This is a genomic window from Nocardia amamiensis NBRC 102102 (genome assembly GCF_001612745.1).
GTDB classification, from domain to species: Bacteria; Actinomycetota; Actinomycetes; order Mycobacteriales; family Mycobacteriaceae; genus Nocardia; species Nocardia amamiensis.
Window position 1 is genome coordinate 77,974 of record NZ_BDBA01000024.1, and the last position, 18,083, is coordinate 96,056.

The window sequence follows — 18,083 nt, forward strand, 5'->3', positions numbered from 1 at the left end:
GAGAGAAGGACGTGTCCGTGTTCGACGAGAAGAGCCGCTACCTGAAGTACTCGAATGTGCTCGAAGCCGTGGACGAGCGCGGCCGGACGGTGAACTGGGTAACGCCCGCACGGATACCCGCGCAGCGTCTGCTCGGCGAGCACCTCCGACGCGAGGGGCAGCGGCTCGACCGAATCGCGGGGCACTACCTCGACGACCCGACGGGCTTCTGGCGGATCGCCGCGATCAACGACGCGATGACCGCAGACGCTATCGCCGACCTGTCGCGCGTACGCATCCCCGTGCGGGAGGGCTGATGGGCTTCGGCGCGATCCTCACCACCGGCGACGGTCTCTCCCCGCTCGCAGAGGATGTCATGCGCTGGATCGTCGAGGTCCGCGTCGAACAGGAGCTCAGCAAGCCCACGATCTACGCTGTTCGGTTCGAGGACGACCTGTGCGAGGGGAACCCCGTCGTAGCCGGTCGTCCCGAACTCCAGGCAAACCAGGTGCTCGGCATCTTTGTGTCGTCCGACGACGGCTACGAGTGTCTGGTCCACGGCCCGATCACCCGGTTGCGCACCTCGTCGATGGTCGGCGGCACCGGTTCCTGGGTAGAGGTCCACGGGCAGGACCGCCGCGTGGAGATGGACCGGATCGGCGTCCAGGCGACGTGGACCGGCAAGGCGTCCGAGGCCGCCCAGCGCGTCATCGAGGCATATGGGTACGAGGCCGACTGCGAAGAGACCCGCAAGGAGTACTCCGACGGCCAGAACGCCCTCAACCAGCGCGGCACCGACCTCGCCTTTCTCGAGGACATCGCCCGCAAGAACAACCTCGAGCTGTGGCTCAGCTACGAGACCTCCGGCCGGCCCGATGCCTTCTCGGTCAGCACCACCGTCAACGTGCGCAGTTCGCCGACCCGGACCTCGGCGCCCGGTCTGTCGCTGCCGCTCGCGCCCCCTGTGCTGCGGGCGCCGGGCGGCAAGGTACTGCGCGTCCAACCGCCGCCGGACGCCTGTGCGTCGGTCGCCCGGTTCGACACCCACGTGGACTTCGAGCGGCCCGGCGCCGCCCGCGGGTTCGCCCAGACCGTCGACAACGGCGAGACCTCGGAGCAGACCACCAGTCCGACCGACCCGACATTGGGGGAGGAGCGCGCCGACATCGTCGCGGTCGACGGCGTTGAGCGCACCGCCCTGGCGCCCCCGGTGACCGACCCCGACGAGCACTACCTGGCTCAGGAGGCACTGCTCACCGAGGCCGCCTGGTTCGTGCAGGTCGACTGCTCGGCCACTCTCGAACAGCTCGGCTTCCCGCCGCAGCCGCACCAAATCGTCGACGTCCAGTACGCCGGCGAACGGCTGTCCGGCCCGTACCAGGTCATGAAGGCGACCCACATCATCAACGCCGCCGACTCCTATGTCGACTTCAAGATCCGTGCCAACGGCCTACGCGAGACCCAGGGGGTGGTGCCGTGAGCGAGGACGTCGACCGCGTCGTCCAGGCGCTGAGCCAGCGATTCTTCGGCAAGTACCGCGGCGAGGTCACCGATACCAAAGACTCGACCGGCCGCGCCCGGCTCAAGGTGAAGTGCCCAGCGGTCCTCGGCCAGGAGGAGGTCTGGGCCATGCCGGCCGCCCCGTACGCCGGCGACAGCGTAGGTTTCTTCGCTCTGCCGCCCTCCGGCGCCTCGGTGTGGGTGGAGTTCGAGGCCGGGGAGATCAACCAGCCGATCTGGTCGGGCTGCTTCTGGAAGGACGGAGAGATCCAGGCGGGCGACGCCGAGGAGGGCGTGATGTTCCTGAAGACCCCAGGGTTCAGCATCCGCGTGGACAACGACCAAGGCACGGTCGAGATCGAGGCCTCCGGAGGAGCCAAGATCACTCTCGACTCCAACGGCATCACCCTGGAGGCCCCCGAGGTCAGCCTGAGCGCCAACGGTGCGTCCGCCAAGCTCTCCGCGAGTGGCTTCGACGCCATGAGCGGCGCCCTGACGGTGATGTGAAGGAGCTGTCATGGCCATGCCCACCGTCACCCTCCCCTCCGGTGTCAACGCCGGCGGTCCGGCCGTCGCCTTCGTCAGTGCCAACACCCGGGTCAAGAGCCAGAGCGGCTACCTGGGGCTCCAGTTCGATGTCGTCTTGTTCGGCGGGCCGATGGCCACCGGGATGTGGGCCACCGCCGGCAACCATGTGTTCGTCAACCAGGTGCCGGTGGTGCTGCAGAACTCGACCGGTACGGCGGTTGGTCCGGGGCCCGCGTCGGCTCCTATGTCCGTCGTACTCGGCGACACCAGGGTGAGAGGGAGCTGACATGGCGATTCCGGTCCGGCACCTGCGCTTCCCGTTCGGCGTGGCACTCACCGGCGGCACCGTCGCCGAGGAGCCCGACGACGACGTGTACGTGCGGCAGTTGATCCGCCAGGTGCTCCTGACGGCCCGGGGCGAGCGCGTGTGCCGGCCGGACTTCGGGGCAGGCCTGCGGCGCCAGGTCTTCGCCCCGCTCAACGACACCTCGGCGGCCCTCACCCGGACGCTCGTCTACGAGGCCCTGGTCACCTGGCTCGGCACCCTGATCAAGGTGGAGCAGGTGACCGTGCGCGCCGAGGCCGAGACTTTGCGGGTGAGCGTCGAGTACCTCAACATCGCGCGAGGCGAGCGGCGCCTGCTCGACGAGGACGTGACGCTGTGAGCGCCGGGCGCGAGAGCAGGCTCGGCGTCCTGTGCCGGCAGGTACCGCGAGTGCTGACCGGCATCGACTTCGTGCAGGTGGTCGACCCGGTGGACCAGACCCGGCTCCGCATCCTCTTCGTCATCGAGCCCGATGACGTCACCCCCCCGCTGGTCTCCCCGGCCGACCTCGCCAACCCCAGCAACGGCGCCACCGACGTCGATGTGTCGATCACCGCTCGCCACGGGTCGGCGGCGATCGAGGTGACCACGAAGGACTGGCGACAGGTCACCCTCGACAGCCTTACCCGTATCTGCCTGGAGATCGTGGTCGCCGAGCCCGGCGGGTTCGAACCGTATGTCCTGACCCTCACCCACCGGCCCTCGGGAGGCGGGCCGGTGCAGTTCGATCCGTTCTCCTCGAGCGTGGTCTTCGACTTCAAGCAGGCCTGCGAGACCGGATTCGACTGCGAGCACCACCCTGGGTGTCCGCATGAGCCGGGCGTCGACTTCCCTGTCGATTACCTGGCGCGCGACTTCGGTAGCCTGCGCCGGGCTCTGCTGGATTTCGCCGCCCAACGCCACCAGGACTGGCGCGAGCCCATCGTGGCCGACTCCGGCGTGATGATGCTGGAGATCATGGCCGCGCTCGGCGACGAGTTCTCCTACGCCCAGGACCGCTCCGACGGCGAGACCCGGTTCGGCAGCGCGACCCAGCGCGCGAGCCTCTTCTCCCACGCCCGGCTGGTCGAGTACCGGCCGGACGTCGGCTGCCCGGCCAGTGGCGAGGTCGTGGTCTCCGCGTCGGCCGCGGGGACCGTGCCCGCCGACGCGGTCGTGCATGCGGCCGGCCGTTCCCTGGCGGTTGTGCCCTTCAGCATCGACGTGCCGCTGTGGGTGCACCCGTTCTGGAATTCGCTGCCCGTCCACAGCCCCGACCCGGAGCAGGACTGCCTGGCTGCCGGTCTGACCTCGATACTGGTCGCGACCGGGACGCCGCCCGCGAGCAGCACGCCGCCGGACCCGAGCAACCCGGGCGCCGGCCTGTCGCTGCCGGACTTCCTGGGCGGCCGCCGGGTGATGCTGGTGTCCGATCCCGCGGACGCCTCGAAGGGCCGCCGCGCCTGGCCGGTGACCGTCACCTCGGTCGCCCAGCTCGTCGACCCACTCATCCTCGTCGGCGGCGCGCCCACCCAGGTGCTCCGGCTTTCGTGGGAGGAGGTCGCGGCCACGCCCTTCGACCTACCGATCGACGGGCTCACGGTGGCTTTCAACGTCGCCTCGGTGACCGCCGGTGAGCCGGTCATCGAGTACGCCCGGGCCGGGGGCGACGACGACATCGAGGCGGTGCACGCCGGCCTGCCGCCGCTGGTCGAGGAGAAGCTCCTGCAGCTGCCCCGTCTGGTGGAGCGCGAAGGCCCGTACGCCGGCCTCGACGGCACCGACCGTACGGTTATCGCCCGCGTGGGTCTCGCCGCCACCGAGCCGATGTCACTGCGCTTCGACAGCGTCGGCCGGCCGCGCGTGACCGTGCACGAGATCGTTCCCCCGGCGGCGTTCCCGAGCCCGCTGCCCAGTGACCCGGCTGAGGTGCTCAGCCTGTTCGGCGACGGCGTGGAGTATCAGTGGGTCCCGGACCTGCTCCAGCTCGATCTCGACACACTCGGGTTCGTCGTCGAGCCGGGCATGTGGCGCACCGTCGACACCCACCGGCTGCCCACGTCCGACTTCGCCTTCCGCGACTACGCGAGCGACGCCGGGTGGACCGTGAAGTTCGGCTTCGGCGACCTCGGGAGCTCCCCGGCCGACGGCACCCTGCTGCGCCTGCGCTATTACACCGACCCAGGCCTCGACGGGAACATCGCCAGCTTCACGATCGCGCTCTCGTGGCCGTTCGGGCCGAAGCCGGACCCTCAGCTGTCCGGCTTCGTCTCCGCAGTCACCAACCCGCTGCCGTTCGCCAACGCGAGCATCGAGGAGACGGCCGGGTCGATCAGGCTCAACGCGCCCCAGCACTACCGCGCCCGGCCGCGGCGGGCGGTTCGCCCGGAGGACTACAGCACTATCATCGAGCTGCTGCCCTGGGTCGACCGTGCCCACTCGACCACGCGTTGGACCGGCTCATGGTCCACCGATTTCGTCGCGGTCGACCCCGAGGACTCGGTCGCCATGTCCGACGAGCAGCGCGGTGAGCTGGCCGCCGAGATCGACTGCATCAGGCTGGCCGCGAGGGATGCGCGGTCCGTCGACCCGGCGTACCGCGACATCGACCTCGAGGTGTCGGTGTGTGTGGCGGCGGGCTTCGCCGTCGGCGACGTCCTCGAACGGGTGCGCGACCGGCTCGCGCCACCGGGATTCTTCGCCCCGGCGAACTTCACCTTCGGCGAGCCGCTGCACCGCTCCGCCGTCGAGGCGGCCGTCCAAGGCGTGCCCGGCGTCGCGCATGTCGACGCCCTCAATGTCCGGGTGCACGGGGTGGGGGACTGGCGGCCCTTCACCGAGGCAGCCATCGCGGCCGACCCCGACGAGATCATCCGGCTCCAGGACGACCCGAACCACTCGACGCTCGGCCTGCTCCGAGTGCACGCGGCAGGGGTGATGTGAGGTGAAGTACGACCCGCCGACCTGCTGCCCACCGCAGCCTCACCCGCCGCGCACGGTGATCCAGCCGGGCATGAGCAGGCTTGCCCGGCAAACCGCGACCTTCCCCCAGTGGCGTGCGGCGATGCTGCGGTCGATCCGTGACCCTGACCACAAGGAGCTCGCCGGCTGGACGGCCGACCGTGAAGGCGACCTCGGCGTGATGCTGCTGGAGCTATGGGCCTACGTCCTCGACGTGCTGTCCTTCTACGACGCCCGCCTGGCCGAGCGGGCCTACCTGGCGACGGCACAGGCGACCGATACAGTCGCGGAGATCGTGTCCCTGCTGGGGTACGAACCCCGGCCGGCCTTGGCGGCCGCCGTCCGGCTCGCCCTCGAGGTGCGCGGCGACACCCCGGTCGACATGAGCGCTCGCACCGGCTTCCGCAGTGAGGCGTTCGGCACCGAGCCGCCGCAGGTCTTCGAGACCCTCGACGCTGCGACGTTGTGGCCGCAGCGCAGTGCCTGGACGCTGGCGCCGTACCGGCGGGACGCGTACGACGGTACGATGCGGTTCCGGCCCGGTGAGGGCCCGGCCAGGGGGAACGTCGTCGCCGTCACGTTCGACGGGCACGCCAGGTTCGCTGCGACCGTGGCGTCGGTCGATACCGAGAACCACCCTGACGGTGGGCGGTACCAACGGATCAGGTTCGGGCCCGATGTCGACACCTCGCAACTCGGCACCGGGCTGAAGCTCTCGCTTTTTCGGGCATTCGTCCTGGGGCTGCGTGCCCCGCTCACCGGATTGGTGGACGGTGCCAACCGTGTCTCGGGCAACGCCGTGGGCAGCGAGGTGCCGGTGACGACCGCGTCCGGCAGCCAAGATGGCCTGGGCTGGGTCGTCCTCGACACGTTCTACGCGCAGTTGGCCGCGGGCGGTGTCGCGGCGCTGGAGGTCGGCGGAGGGATGTACGCGGTCACGATCACGGCCGCAGCCCGATTCGACCACACTGTCACGGTCGGGTCCGGGGCCATCACCCAGACCTACCCGACATCCCTGGTCGAGTTCGGCCTCGACGGCACGCTCCCTGCCCTCGAAAAAGCGCTCGGCGGTCGCGACATCGTTTTCCACGCGTTGCCGCGGCCACTAGGACGCCTCGTCCGTCCCGCCGCGCCGACGCGCACGCTCGCCGATCTCCGGTTGCGGCCCAACCTGCAGCCCGTGGTCGCGGCACTGGGCGACGCGCCGGTCGACGGTCACGCGATCGCGGTCGGCGCCGGGCAGGCAGGCGCCCTCGTCGAGGGCAGGGTCGACGCCTGGCCCGATGGTCGCGGGCGGTTCGTCCCGACCGAGGACAGCCCACCGTTCCCTGCTCCGCTCCCAACACCTGTCCGGTTGCTCGGCAACGTCGTCACCGCGGTCCGTGGCGAGACCGTGACGCGCGAGGTGCTCGGGTCCGGCGACGCCGCCCAGGCTTTCCAGTCGTTTTCGCTGAAGAAGAAGCCGCTGACATGGGTGGCGGACGCGTGCGCCGGGCGCGGCCGGCGTCCGCACCTCGACGTCGCCGTCGACGGCCGCTACTGGACCTGGGTCGAGACCCTGTACGGCACCGGGCCCGACGACCGGGTGTACGCCGTACGAATGGCGTCCGACGGGACCGCGACGATCCAGTTCGGCGACGGTGTCACGGGGAGTCGGCTGCCCACCGGCGTCGCCAACGTCGTGGCGGGCTACCGCTTCGGCGCCGGGGCGGCGAAGCCGCCCCCAGGGGGGATCAGACAGGCGGCACGGGCGGTGCGCGACCTCACCCGGGTGTCGTCGCTGCCGCCGTACGGCGGGGCGGACGCCGAGTCTGCCGACGACATCCGGCACACGGCTCCCGACGCCATGCTCAGCCTCGGCCGCGCGGTGTCCGCGGCGGATTACCTGGCGCTGGCCCGTTCGTTCAGCGGTGTGGTCAACGCCTCCGTCGCCCAACGTTGGGACACCTCCCGGCTCTGCATGACCATCGACGTTGCCATCGTCGCCGACTCCGGCGACCCGTCGCCCGACCTGGCGACCTACCTGCGGGATCGGTCGGCACCCGGGGTACCGGTGACCGTGAGCCTGGCGACACCGGTCGTCGTCCCCCGGTTCGACGTGTCGATCGCGGTAAAAAACGGCTTCGTCGTCGAGACGGTGCTCGCCGGGGTGACGACCGCGCTGCTCGGCAAGGTTACGGGGTTCCTCGCGCCCTCGAGGCTGACGATCGGCGGGCCGGTGTTCCACAGCCACGTGGTGGCCGCCGCGCACAGCGTCGCCGGGGTCGCCGGGGTCAATGGGATCTCCCTCACCTCGGGCCCGATGCCCTCCGCGATGGTCCCCGGTCCGGCGCGCTACTTCGACTTCCTCACTCACGGGAAGGTGGTGTGAGATGGCTGGCACGCGTCCCGCGCACGACGACTACGAGCGGCACTACGCCGAGAAGCTCTGGGCGTTGGTCCCGGAGATCCACCGCCACGAGGACGGGATCGCCGAGCCTCCCGGACAGCTACGCGCGCTGGTGCAGATCCTTGCCGATCAGGCAGCGATCGAGCGCCGCAGCATCGACCGGATCATTGCCGACAGCAGGATCGACGAGGCCGACGACTGGGCGGTCGCGTACATCGGCCAGCTGCTCGGCACCCGTCTGCTGCACCCACTCAACTCGGCCGGGCGACGGGCCGATGTCGGCCACACACTGGCCTACCGCCGGCGTGCGGGAACCCCGCGTCTGCTGGAGACGCTGGCCAAGGAGGTCGCCGACTGGGACGCCGCCGCCCAGGAGGCCTTCCAGCACCTGTTCCGCTACCCGCACGCGCTGGACCGCGTCTTCCCGACCGGACCGGTCACCCACACACCGCGCGGCGGCTTCCCGGACCTGCGCCGGACGCGGATCGGCGACGTGCTCGGCGGCCCCTTCGAGGACGTCGCCTACCGGCCGGAGTTCCGGCCCGGGCGCAGCACCCGCGGTCGGTACAACGTCCCGACGGTCAATCTGTTCTGCTACCGCAAGTACGCGTTCCCGCTGGCTGACGTGACACCGTTCCGACTCGATGCCACGCACTACACCATCGATCCCTCGGGCCGCGGTCACGTCCCTCTCTTCCAGCCGGGGGACCTCACTCAAGAGGACTGCGTCAAGCCCCGCGAGTGGGATGTCCGGATGCCCATCACCTGCCGTCGCCTCAACGCAGTGCTCTACCGGCTGTCGGTGTCGGCCGCCACCGCCGGGCCGGGTTGGGGCACGATGGTGGGCCGGACCTTCGAGTCCGAGGACGATCTGTTGGCTGCCGCGACAGCCGACGGTGCCGGCAACCCGACCGGTCTCCTGGTGGCGGCGCTCGTCGCGGACAGCCCCAAGGCGCGGCTGTTGGCCGATGTGGACGCGGCAGGGCCTGCCATCAGCCTCGCGCTCGGAGCGGGCGCGCCGCTGCCGCCGTACGCGGTGGTCGGCGCCGGCCTGTCGGCCTGGGCCGACGGTGTCACAGTCAGCGCCGACGTCGAAGCCCTGGTAGACCCGGCTCGGGGGCTGGTGGAGCTCACGGCGGCCCCGGGAGGCAACGAGCTCGAGGTCAGGCGGGTGCACTACGGGATCCTTTACCCCGTCGGCGCTGGGACCCACGACCGCAGCGACCGCGTGCCCGACACCGGACCCCCGCCGCTGGGGACCACCTCGCCCGTGCTCTCGGCCGTCACCGGCGACCGGGTATTCGGCGACAGCCGCACCTATACGCCCACGACGGGCGACTCGAGGATCGACGTGACCGCTGCCGCGCGGCTGTGGGCGGCCGACCGCGAACGGCCGTTCGTGCTCCTGAGGCCCGCCTCCGACGAGGCTGCCATCGAGATCCGGGCCCTGGTCGCTGGCGCGTCCCTGGAGCTGAGCGGACTGTGGCTCGGCGCGCTGCTGCGCGGCACCGCGACGGGCGGGTCACTGTGTGAGCTCAGGCTGACCGGCTCGTTCGACCAGGTCGTGCTGCGTGACGTGACGCTGGACCCCGGCGGCACCCAAGCCGCGCTGGTCGGGAACACGCCCGGCGTGATCCCTCACGTGCGGCTGGTGGTGGCGGGTCAGGTGGAGGAGCTCGTCCTGGACCGCTGCATCCTCGGCTCAGTTCACGAAGCAGCTGGCAGCACCGGGTCGTCGGTGGCCTGCACCGCCGCCCGGATCACCCTCGTCGACTCGATCCTGCTTCCGCATCACGCCGACCCGGTGCTGTCGCTGCCCGGGGCCGAGCTGCGGATGGATCGCTGCACGGTGCTCGGTGACTGCCGAATCGGCCGGGCCGATATCAACAACTCGATCATCAACGGGACTCTTGAGGTGCAGGACGCGCAGAACAGCTGTTTGCGCTTCTCGATGGTGCGGAGCGGCGCGCGAACGCCCTCGCAGTACGAGTGCGTGGTGCTCCCCACCGGCCTCGCGAAAGGATCCTTCGAGTCCGTGCGCTTCGGCGACGCCGGGCTCGGGGTCCTCGCCGACCTGTGTCCCAAGTCCGTCCGCGAGGGCGGCGAGGGTGGCACAGAGATGGGCGTCTACAACCGGGCGCTCGCCCCCATCAAGCTCGCCGACCTGACCGCCAAGGTCGCCGAGTTCGCCCCGATCCAGGCCGTCGTCCAGCTGATTGTCCAGACCTGAAGGAAGTGCCATGACTGCCGATGTCTCCCGAAGCCTGGCCGATCGCGACAAGCTGTTTCGCACCGTCCTCCGCCAGCAGGGCCGGTTGCCCACCGACGCCGAGGAGAACCATGCCGCCGAGCTGGCCGGTTGGTCCCACGATGCCGAGTTCGTCGAGACCATCACGCCTCTCGGCACGCCCGACGACGGCTTCAAGATCGTCGTTCCTGCGGGCCTGCACACGGGGTTCGACATCCTCCCCGGCAGCTACTACCTGGGCGGCGCCCGCGTTGAGAGCCCCGCATTGCTCCCGTATGCCGACCAGGTCGCGAGCAACTGGCTCACTCAGGACGAGCCCGTGGTTGCCGACAGTCGGGTGGTGGTGTGGCTCGAAGTCGAGGAGCGGGTCGTCACCGCCGTCCAGGACGCCGAGCTCCTGGAGCCGGCGCTGCGCGGCGCCGACGGGTCGGCCCGGACCCGCCTGTGCTGGCGGGTGCGCCAGGCGGTCACCACCGCTGACGACTGCCACGAAGCTCTGGCGGAGGCTCTGCCGGCGGACATCGCCGCGTCGCTCGACCCACGGACCGGCGCGATCGCCTCCTCTGGGCTGCTGGCTATCGGCTTCGACGACGGGGCCGTCGACCTCGACCTTTGCATGCCGGCCGTCGAGTCGGGATACCTCGGCAACCGCAACAACTGCTACCGCGTCAAACGCACCCGGCCCGGCTACTTCGTCTGGGGTGAGGATAACGCCGCGCAGCTGTACCGGGTCACTGTCGCCTCCGACAAGAGGACCATCCGCTTCCTCACTGAGCCCCGCGACGAGTACCTGCGGCCCCGCGCCGGGCAGACCGTCGAGCTACTGCGCGGCGATGTGCTGCTGCCCAACTACGAGCGGGTCGCAGAGCTCGACGGCGACTTCTTCCGGGTGACCGGTGGCTTCAACGACGGTGCCATCACCGTTGGGTCCGACGTCGAGGACGACTGGCTCGCGTGGCTCTCCACCTCGCCCATCGACCCGGGCTCGCCGTCCGGCACGCAACGGCACCTCTACCTCCGCGTCTGGACCGGCGGCGGTGACGGCGCGGACCCGGATGTGACCTTCACGCAAGGCACGGCACGCGCCCTGCCGGGCACCGGTCTCACCGTCACGTTCTCGGGTACGACTCTGACCGGCGATGGGTGGACGGTGTCGGCGCGGCCGGACGCGCCCACGCGGGTGCTGCCTTGGGCGATGCACGACGGGATGCGGGCGCACGGTCCGCGGCGACACGTGGCTCCGCTGGCCATCGTCGACTTGGCGACCGGTCAGGTGCACGACTGTCGCGAGCGCTTCCGGCCGCTCCACAGAATCCGGACCTGTTGCATGGTCACGGTCGGCCCTCCCGGCACAAACGTCGGCGATGTGGATTCGATCACCGCCGCCGTCGACCTCGTGCCGCCCGAGGGCGGCACCATCTGCCTGCTGGCGGGGGAGCACCCGGCGAACATCATGGTCGAGGGCCGCCGCGACCTCCGGTTCACCGGCTGCCCCGGCAAGACCATGTGGGTGCCCACGGACCCCGACCAGCCCTTGGTGACCATCATCGACTCGACGAGGGTCACCTTCTCCGAGATCGTCTTCACCTCGGGTGTGGCGCCGGCCATTGTGGCCGGCAAGTCGGACCCCTCCGACAGCTCGATCGAACACGGCGGCCTGGCGGTCACCCACTGTCTCTTCAGCGCGTCAGTCGGCTGCGCCGTGCTCGCACGGTCGATGGACGGTGCCACTCTCACGCACTGCCGATTGCTGGCCGGGCCCTACCCGCAGGTGATCCGGCAACCGGACTTCGAGCCTCTCCCCGCGGTCTTCCTGCAGGGCCGGCGGCTGGTGGTCGAACGCTGCGAGATCCGCGCCCGGCGTGAGGTGAATCTGGTCGCCGGGCGCCTTGCGCTCGGCGGCATACAGATCGGCGGCGGGTCGCAGGGCGTGACCATCCGCGACTGCCTGATCGAGGACGGCGCAGGCATCGGTATCACCTTCGGATCGATTACCTATGTAGGGGTCGATCGTGCTGCATTCGACGAGGACGCCGAGACCGTGCTGGATCGGGCCGTCGGCAAGTACGCCGCCAGTGACTCCGGGTCGGTCAAACACGGGTACGTCCGTATGCTGCGGGGCTTCCGGCTCGTCACCGGCGCGGCGGGCTGCGTCGGCGTCGAGCCGGTCGACCCAGACGGCGGCGGCGACGACCGCGAGGTACTGGTCCCGGTCTCGGAGGGGATCGTCGACGACGTGGAAGTCCGGCACAACCGGATCCTCGGTATGGGCAGCAGCGGCGTCGCGACGTACCCGCTGGGCATGTCGACGACGAACCGAGCACGCGACGCCGTCGCCGTGAGCCGGCTCAGCTTCGTCGACAACCTGGTGGCCGACTGCGTCCGGTTCGAGGTCAACGTGCGCGACGAGGTGATGCGCACGTTCCTCCCAGTCGGCGGTGTCGCGCTCGCGATAGCCGTGGACTGTCTGTTCCGCGGCAATGAAATCGTCCGTAACGGCAGCGACTTCGGCGGTGGCACCTGCGGCATCGGCATCGTCTACGGCGAGGACGTCCGCGTGATCGATAACCGGATCGAGGACAACGGCCGTCACGACGTGAAACGTGCGGCAACTGGCCCGAACGCCGGCGTGCACGTGTCCACTGTGCGCGCCTCGATCGGCCTCGAGGGAGCCGGTGCGATGGCAGGAGCCGACGGCCCGGCCCTGACCGTTCACGGCAACATGATCAGCCAACCCGCCGGACGCGCCTTACGGGCGTTGGCCCTGGGCCCGGTATCGGTCGCCGACAACCGGCTGGTGGGCGGCAACCCGAGCCGGCTGTTCGCCGAGCTGACGAGAGCAACCACCCACCTCAGCCACGCGAAGGGGCTACGGTCGCCCAGCTTCTCGGGCTTCGACCTGGGTGAGGTCGAGCGGATCCTCGACCTGCTGGGCGGCGACGCGGTCAACCTGGTGAACCTGGCGATCGCGCCGGACCTGCTGATGCTGCAGCGACGGCGGCGACGGGGTGACATCGGCGGGCTGGCCGAGATGTTCGCCACGTTGGGCTCGCCTACCAGAAGGGTCTCGTACCCGCCGGCAGCGTCGGTGGCGTCGCGCTTCCGGTACGGAGGTGCCACGATGGTCAACGACAACCAGATCAGCCTGCACCGGCCGCTGCCATCCGGCCCGCCGATGACGCTGTCGTCGATATTGGTCGTCTCCCTGGACGACGTGAGCTTCGCCGACAACCAATTCGGGGTCGAGCTCGACCGCGAGCTCGCGATCGCGAACGCAATCCTGTTCGGTGTGACGGTTCGCGTGAACGGCAACCGCGGACAGGAGGCTGTGCCGACCTTGGTGTCGGTCCTGGCCCTTGCGCTGGTCTGGTGCACCGCGGCGCTCAACCAGACGACCGGGCGCCTGGTAGTGACCGGGCTGGCCGGCACCGTCAACACCGACAACCTGACCGGGTAGAGAGGAGGACGCGAGTGAGTACCGACGAAACCCTGAGCACCCTGAAGAGCCTGCAACGACAGATCCCCGAGGCGCGGGAGGCTCACGGGCTGGTGATGCTGCTCGGCAACGGGCTCGCCGAGGCGATGGTCGGCATGCGCGCCAGTCAGGCTCGACTGGAGGCTGTGCGCACCGAGGCTCGGGGCGACGCCTCCGCACTCGTCCGGCGGGCGGAGGCCGACGCAGCCCAGGCCGCGGTGGAGGTCGTCCGTGGCGAGGTACGACGATTGCGGGTCACCGAGCCACCCACCGGTGAGCAAATGAGGAGCGTGTACGGCCACGTCATCGACGGAGCAGACCCGGTCGCGGGAGCGGTCGTCGCGCTGATGGACGGTGACGAGGCGCTCGTCTGCATCGAGACCGGAACGGACGGCGAGTTCACGCTGTCCGTCGACGGTGACCGTCCGCTGGCCCTGCGGGTCACGATCGGGGACAAGGTCGTGCACCGCGACGACGAGGCGACCCTCGCGCCGACGTCGTTCCCGCCGTACCGGCTGGTCGACCTCGGCGAAGCGACCCCCGAGCCGCCGACCCAGCGACCCTGCGATCGACCGTCGTCCGGTCCGCTGCCGAAGCCCGGCGGATCACTGACCGAGACGCTCGAGAAGCTGCGGGCCGCCGACCTGTCCGTGTCGCATGTGCGAGTCTCGGCTTCCGACGACACGACACCGAAGGTCACGAAGCTGGACCACGCGGACGGCGGGATCGGCCTGGAGGTCGCGGTCCGGCCGACGGACGTCGGCCGGCTCGCGGTCGTCGCGTCCGTGCTGGCGCACCAGCCCGACGCCGAGGCGGCCGGCGTCCGCAGCGCAACAGCAGCGACGGCGGCGCTGCGGGCCGCGGAGGTGACGACCTGGGAGGAGATCCGGGTCCTTCCCCGGCAGAAGCCCGAGGAACTCGCCCGGCGTTTCGGCCTCGACGCCAGGAGCGGGGCCGCCCTCCGGAAGGCGCTGGCGGCGACGCTCACGACGATCGACGTCGTCGACGAAGGGTAGGGGACCCGTGCCCAGCGCCAAGGTGGCGACCCAGGCGAAAGAGCCCTCGAAGAAGCCACCCGGGCACAAACCGATCCAGAAGAAGCTGGCCGTCGGCGCGGCGGGCGACCGCTTCGAACGCGAGGCCGACCAGGTCGCCCGGGAGGCGGTGCACGGACACGGCGCCGACGAAGCGGTGGCCATCCCGCCGACGATCAGCTCGCTCGGCGCGCAGCGCGCTCCGCTGCCGCCGGCCACGCGGGATAAGCCGCAAAACTCAGCCTCCCGCCGCGCCAAGCCTGTGCAGCGCAAACCGGCACCCTCGCTGCCGCGGATCGGCGCAGACCGGCCATCGGGCAAGCGCGCGCAACGGGACGCGGTCGCCGGCAGCGCGGGAGCGACTGCGCCTGCCGGCGTCGAAACCTTGATCGGGCGGATGCAGGCGGGTGGCGGCCGTGCCCTCGACGGCGGTGCCCGGAACCTGCTGGAGAGCAGGCTCGGCCACGACTTCTCCAGTGTCCGAGTGCACCACGACAGTGGCGCGGCGAGCGCCGCGCAGGCACTGAACGCCCGCGCGTTCACGGTCGGACGGGACGTCTTCTTCAACACCGGGGAGTACCGGCCGCACACGCTGGCCGGCCGCGAGCTGATCGCCCACGAGCTCACCCACACCGTCCAGCAGGCCGGGGGAGGGGTACGGAAGAAGGTGCAGCGGGCACCCACCCCAGGCACCGGCACGACCTCACCACAGCAGGAGGAGGAGCAGGACCAGACGGCGCCGACGTCGACGACGTTCGCCTCGACCCGGTTGCCCGGGGGTGGTCTCGACACCTCCAACGTGGGCAAGAGCCGGGGCATGATCACGCTGCCTGTGCTGGGCCTGCCCTCGGTCGCGGGTGCACTCAAGGGCACAGCCGGGGGACTCGTGACGCCAGTGGCGGCGCCGGGCCGGGAGGTGCCGGCGGTGGGGGCGCCGTTCACGCTGGGGCCGGTGGGCGAACGCGACGACAGCAAGGCCCATGAGGTATGGACAGCCTACGCCCGCACCAACTTCAAGGCCGGCGTGCGCGCCAAGCTGGACCAGATGCTTGCGGGGACCCCGAACGTGCCGCAACTGACCGGGACCGGCAACGCGACACCGGTCTACTACCTGAAATTCAAGAACAGCGGTGGGCACGTCTTCATCGGTACCCTCGACGAGCTGTCCGACCAGGACGCACTGCTACGGCCGCAGTGGAGCAGGACTGGCAGCCCGTTGCAAGGGCGTGGCGCGACCCTCGACGCCGACCACTTCCTCGAGCTGCAGATCGGCGGTAACGACGCCGCCGACAACATGTGGCTTCTCGGGTCGGGCTACAACCGCTCCGTCGGCAGCGCGCTCAAGGCCCACATCGAGCGTGACCTCAAGACGATCCTCGTCGAGGTGGGGTCGACGTCGATCCCGGAGACAGAGAGGCCGACCGACGTCAACGAGATGAAGCGCGTCTGGACTATCCGGTTCTCTACGGTCGCCGCAGGCTCCGGCTTCGACACGACACAACCCGACTTCTGGACGCAGAACCAGATAAACACCGGCGCTCACCTCGACCACCTCAAGTTCATGACCGAGGCGGACCTGGTGGCCGCGGGGCTGCGTCTGGAGAATAATGGCGTACAGCCCACTCGTGTCCGCATCTTTCCCGGCCCTGGTGGCGGTGCCATGAGGACGGTGCGGCTCAACGCAGCTGAGCAGGTCGAGGGCGGGACGTTCCTGTACCCGAACATCTGGGTGACCGGAGGCGCCTACTTCGGCGGCTCCACCGACCAAGCGGAGACGCGGCTGCTCCGCCTGGATGTCGTGATCAACAAGGTCGCCAAGGGGACCAAGAACCCGATCGCGGCGAAGAGCGGCACCATCGACGTCCTGCGCGACCCGAGGATGGGCATCGCGGGCTACCTCTCGCGGCAGTCGATCATCAACCAGTTCGCCTACATGGATTTCGCCCCGCTCAGCCCGCTGGCCTTCACCGACCTGGGCGTGAACGCCGAAGGCGTGCTGGTCGGCACCGGCAGCGTGCTGTCGTCGAAGGCGCTGTTCCCCGGCCTGAGCGTGCCGCTCGTCCTGTACGGCGACCGGATCATGATGAGCTTCCCGGTGCCGGCCGACAACCTCAGCCTCGGTCCACTCACCGTCACCGAGGCCGCGCTGTCATTGGGGGTCGGGACGCCGGGCCTGTTCATCGAGGGGTACGCCGGGTTCGTCGTCAACGGCCTCGGCTCCGGATCGCTGACAGCCGAGATCGCCGAGCACGGTCCGCAGCTGAGCGGTGCGTTCAACTTCGACGCCGACTTCTTCACGCCCGCGCAGGTGACGGCGACCTACGATCTGGCGACCGACACTCTGACCGCCGGCGGCACCCTCGGTGTGGAGAAAGGCAAGATCGAGGGCGTCGACTCCGGGACGGTGACCGTGCTGGTGTCGCGCGAACGCCTCGACTTCAACGGCATGATCAACCTGGGCGCCCCGTTGGCCGGCACTGTGGTGGACGTCGCTTACACCCACGACGAAGGGCTGCGGATCGGCGCCAACAACATCCCGCTTCCGTTCGCCAGCCTGCCCGCTGTGCAGAACGCAACCATGTCGGTCGCCGCCACGCGCACCCCCGAGGGGGTCTGGAGCTTCGGCGGCACCGGCCAGGCCATGCTCGCCGCACCCGGTGCCACCGGCGTCATCGCTTTGCGCTACCTCGACGGCGTCGTCACGATGACGGCCGCGGGACAGGTGGCCAAGGGGCCCGCGAGCGGCACCCTCAACTTCACCGCGACCAACGCGCCGCTCGACGAGCAGGGCAACCCGGTCGAGGGGCCACCGACCACGACGGTCACGGTGTGGGGCCGGGGCATGGTGACGATCCGGTTCGGCAACGTCCTGATGGGGACCGCCGGCATCGAGCTCACTCGTGACAATCGGGTCATCCTCAGCGGAATCGTCGCGCTGCCGCCGGAGTTCGAGGTCTTCCCCCGGCGGACGTTCACCAAGGACCTGCTGCACATCGAACCGCCCGAGTTCCCCATCTGGGGCGTCTCTGTCGCCGGAGTCGGTGTGGGCGTTTTCGCCTTCGTCGACGCACGCATCGCGTTCGAGGCGTATGTCGGCGCGGGCGTCATCCGTGATGCCGCCATAACCGCGGAGCTCGACCTGGACCACCCGGAGCTCGCAACACTGCACGGGCACGGCGAGTCCTTCGTGCCGGCGTACGCGGGCCTCACCCTCGACGTCGGCGGTGGTCTGCGCGCGCGGGCGGCGGTCGCCTATGCCCAGGGCCGAGTCGGCCTCCAGGGCACGCTCGGCATCCAGGCAGACGCCTCGGCCGGGCTCGACATCGACTGGAACCCGACCAGCGGCCTCGCCGTCGAGACACGTGTGGCCACCAACGTGCGGCCGAAGTTCCGCCTCAGCGCCAATGCCTCAGTGACGATCGGAGTCGACCTGCTCGTCACCGACGTCTCGCGTACGTTCGGGCCGTGGCAGCGCACGCTGGGGGAGTTCGGGCCCAACATGGAGCTCGGCGTCGAGTTCCCGGTGCGCTGGTCGGAAGCCAACGGCCTCGACCTCAGCGTTGACGACATCGTCGTACGCCAACCTACCCTCGACGCCCGGGGCCTCATGAGCAGCGTGTTCGATGAGTTGGCGGGCTGATCGTGCGAAAGTCCTAGCTCGGCAA

General features: G+C 70.1%; 11 protein-coding genes. All 11 read left to right on the top strand.

Annotation, left to right across the window (positions count from 1 at the left end; all coding sequences use genetic code 11):
* Positions 1-11 precede the first annotated feature (11 nt).
* Genes NA4_RS06885 through NA4_RS06935 form a run of 11 tightly spaced genes read left to right on the top strand, consistent with a single transcriptional unit; the run spans position 12 to position 18,058 of the window.
* Positions 12-296 carry a hypothetical protein gene (locus NA4_RS06885; protein WP_218020665.1) on the top strand — a complete coding sequence of 95 codons (285 nt, stop codon included), beginning with the start codon at positions 12-14 and terminating at the stop codon, positions 294-296.
* The gene (locus NA4_RS06890; protein WP_067465689.1) at positions 296-1,459 is read left to right on the top strand and encodes a hypothetical protein; all 1,164 of its coding nucleotides are present in this window, start codon (positions 296-298) and stop codon (positions 1,457-1,459) included. Before NA4_RS06885 ends, NA4_RS06890 begins: the two co-directional genes overlap by 1 nt.
* Entirely contained in the window at positions 1,456-1,986 is a 531-nt protein-coding gene (locus NA4_RS06895) for a phage baseplate assembly protein V (protein WP_084496867.1), read from the top strand. The genes NA4_RS06890 and NA4_RS06895 overlap by 4 nt, the downstream gene beginning before the upstream one ends.
* A 10-nt stretch (positions 1,987-1,996) precedes the next feature.
* The gene (locus tag NA4_RS06900) at positions 1,997-2,293 is read left to right on the top strand and encodes a hypothetical protein (protein ID WP_067465694.1); all 297 of its coding nucleotides are present in this window, start codon (positions 1,997-1,999) and stop codon (positions 2,291-2,293) included.
* Between the two features lies 1 nt (position 2,294).
* Positions 2,295-2,672 carry a GPW/gp25 family protein gene (locus NA4_RS06905; RefSeq protein ID WP_067465698.1) on the top strand — a complete coding sequence of 126 codons (378 nt, stop codon included), beginning with the start codon at positions 2,295-2,297 and terminating at the stop codon, positions 2,670-2,672.
* Positions 2,669-5,254: a baseplate J/gp47 family protein gene (locus NA4_RS06910; protein WP_067465702.1), complete on the top strand. Its 2,586-nt coding sequence runs from the start codon at positions 2,669-2,671 to the stop codon at positions 5,252-5,254. Before NA4_RS06905 ends, NA4_RS06910 begins: the two co-directional genes overlap by 4 nt.
* Before the next feature lies 1 nt (position 5,255).
* Positions 5,256-7,643, top strand: a complete 2,388-nt coding sequence (locus tag NA4_RS06915; protein ID WP_067465707.1) for a baseplate J/gp47 family protein — start codon at positions 5,256-5,258, stop codon at positions 7,641-7,643.
* Position 7,644: 1 nt separating this feature from the next.
* A complete protein-coding gene (locus tag NA4_RS06920) occupies positions 7,645-9,891 on the top strand; it encodes a hypothetical protein (RefSeq protein ID WP_067465711.1) in 2,247 nt (748 codons plus the stop codon).
* 10 nt (positions 9,892-9,901) lie between these two features.
* Positions 9,902-13,366 carry a right-handed parallel beta-helix repeat-containing protein gene (locus NA4_RS06925; protein ID WP_067465716.1) on the top strand — a complete coding sequence of 1,155 codons (3,465 nt, stop codon included), beginning with the start codon at positions 9,902-9,904 and terminating at the stop codon, positions 13,364-13,366.
* 14 nt (positions 13,367-13,380) lie between these two features.
* On the top strand, positions 13,381-14,400 hold the full coding sequence (locus NA4_RS06930) for a hypothetical protein (protein WP_067465721.1): 1,020 nt from the start codon (positions 13,381-13,383) through the stop codon (positions 14,398-14,400).
* A 7-nt stretch (positions 14,401-14,407) separates the two neighbouring features.
* Entirely contained in the window at positions 14,408-18,058 is a 3,651-nt protein-coding gene (locus tag NA4_RS06935; RefSeq protein WP_067465726.1) for an eCIS core domain-containing protein, read from the top strand.
* The last annotated feature ends 25 nt before the right edge of the window (positions 18,059-18,083 follow it).

Excerpts from the sequence above, each read along its gene's own strand:
- NA4_RS06890 (WP_067465689.1), top strand. The coding sequence starts at position 296 with ATGGGCTTCGGCGCGATCCTCACCACCGGCGACGGTCTCTCCCCGCTC.
- NA4_RS06900 (WP_067465694.1), top strand. The coding sequence starts at position 1,997 with ATGGCCATGCCCACCGTCACCCTCCCCTCCGGTGTCAACGCCGGCGGT.
- NA4_RS06905 (WP_067465698.1), top strand. The coding sequence starts at position 2,295 with ATGGCGATTCCGGTCCGGCACCTGCGCTTCCCGTTCGGCGTGGCACTC.
- NA4_RS06920 (WP_067465711.1), top strand. The coding sequence starts at position 7,645 with ATGGCTGGCACGCGTCCCGCGCACGACGACTACGAGCGGCACTACGCC.
- NA4_RS06925 (WP_067465716.1), top strand. The coding sequence starts at position 9,902 with ATGACTGCCGATGTCTCCCGAAGCCTGGCCGATCGCGACAAGCTGTTT.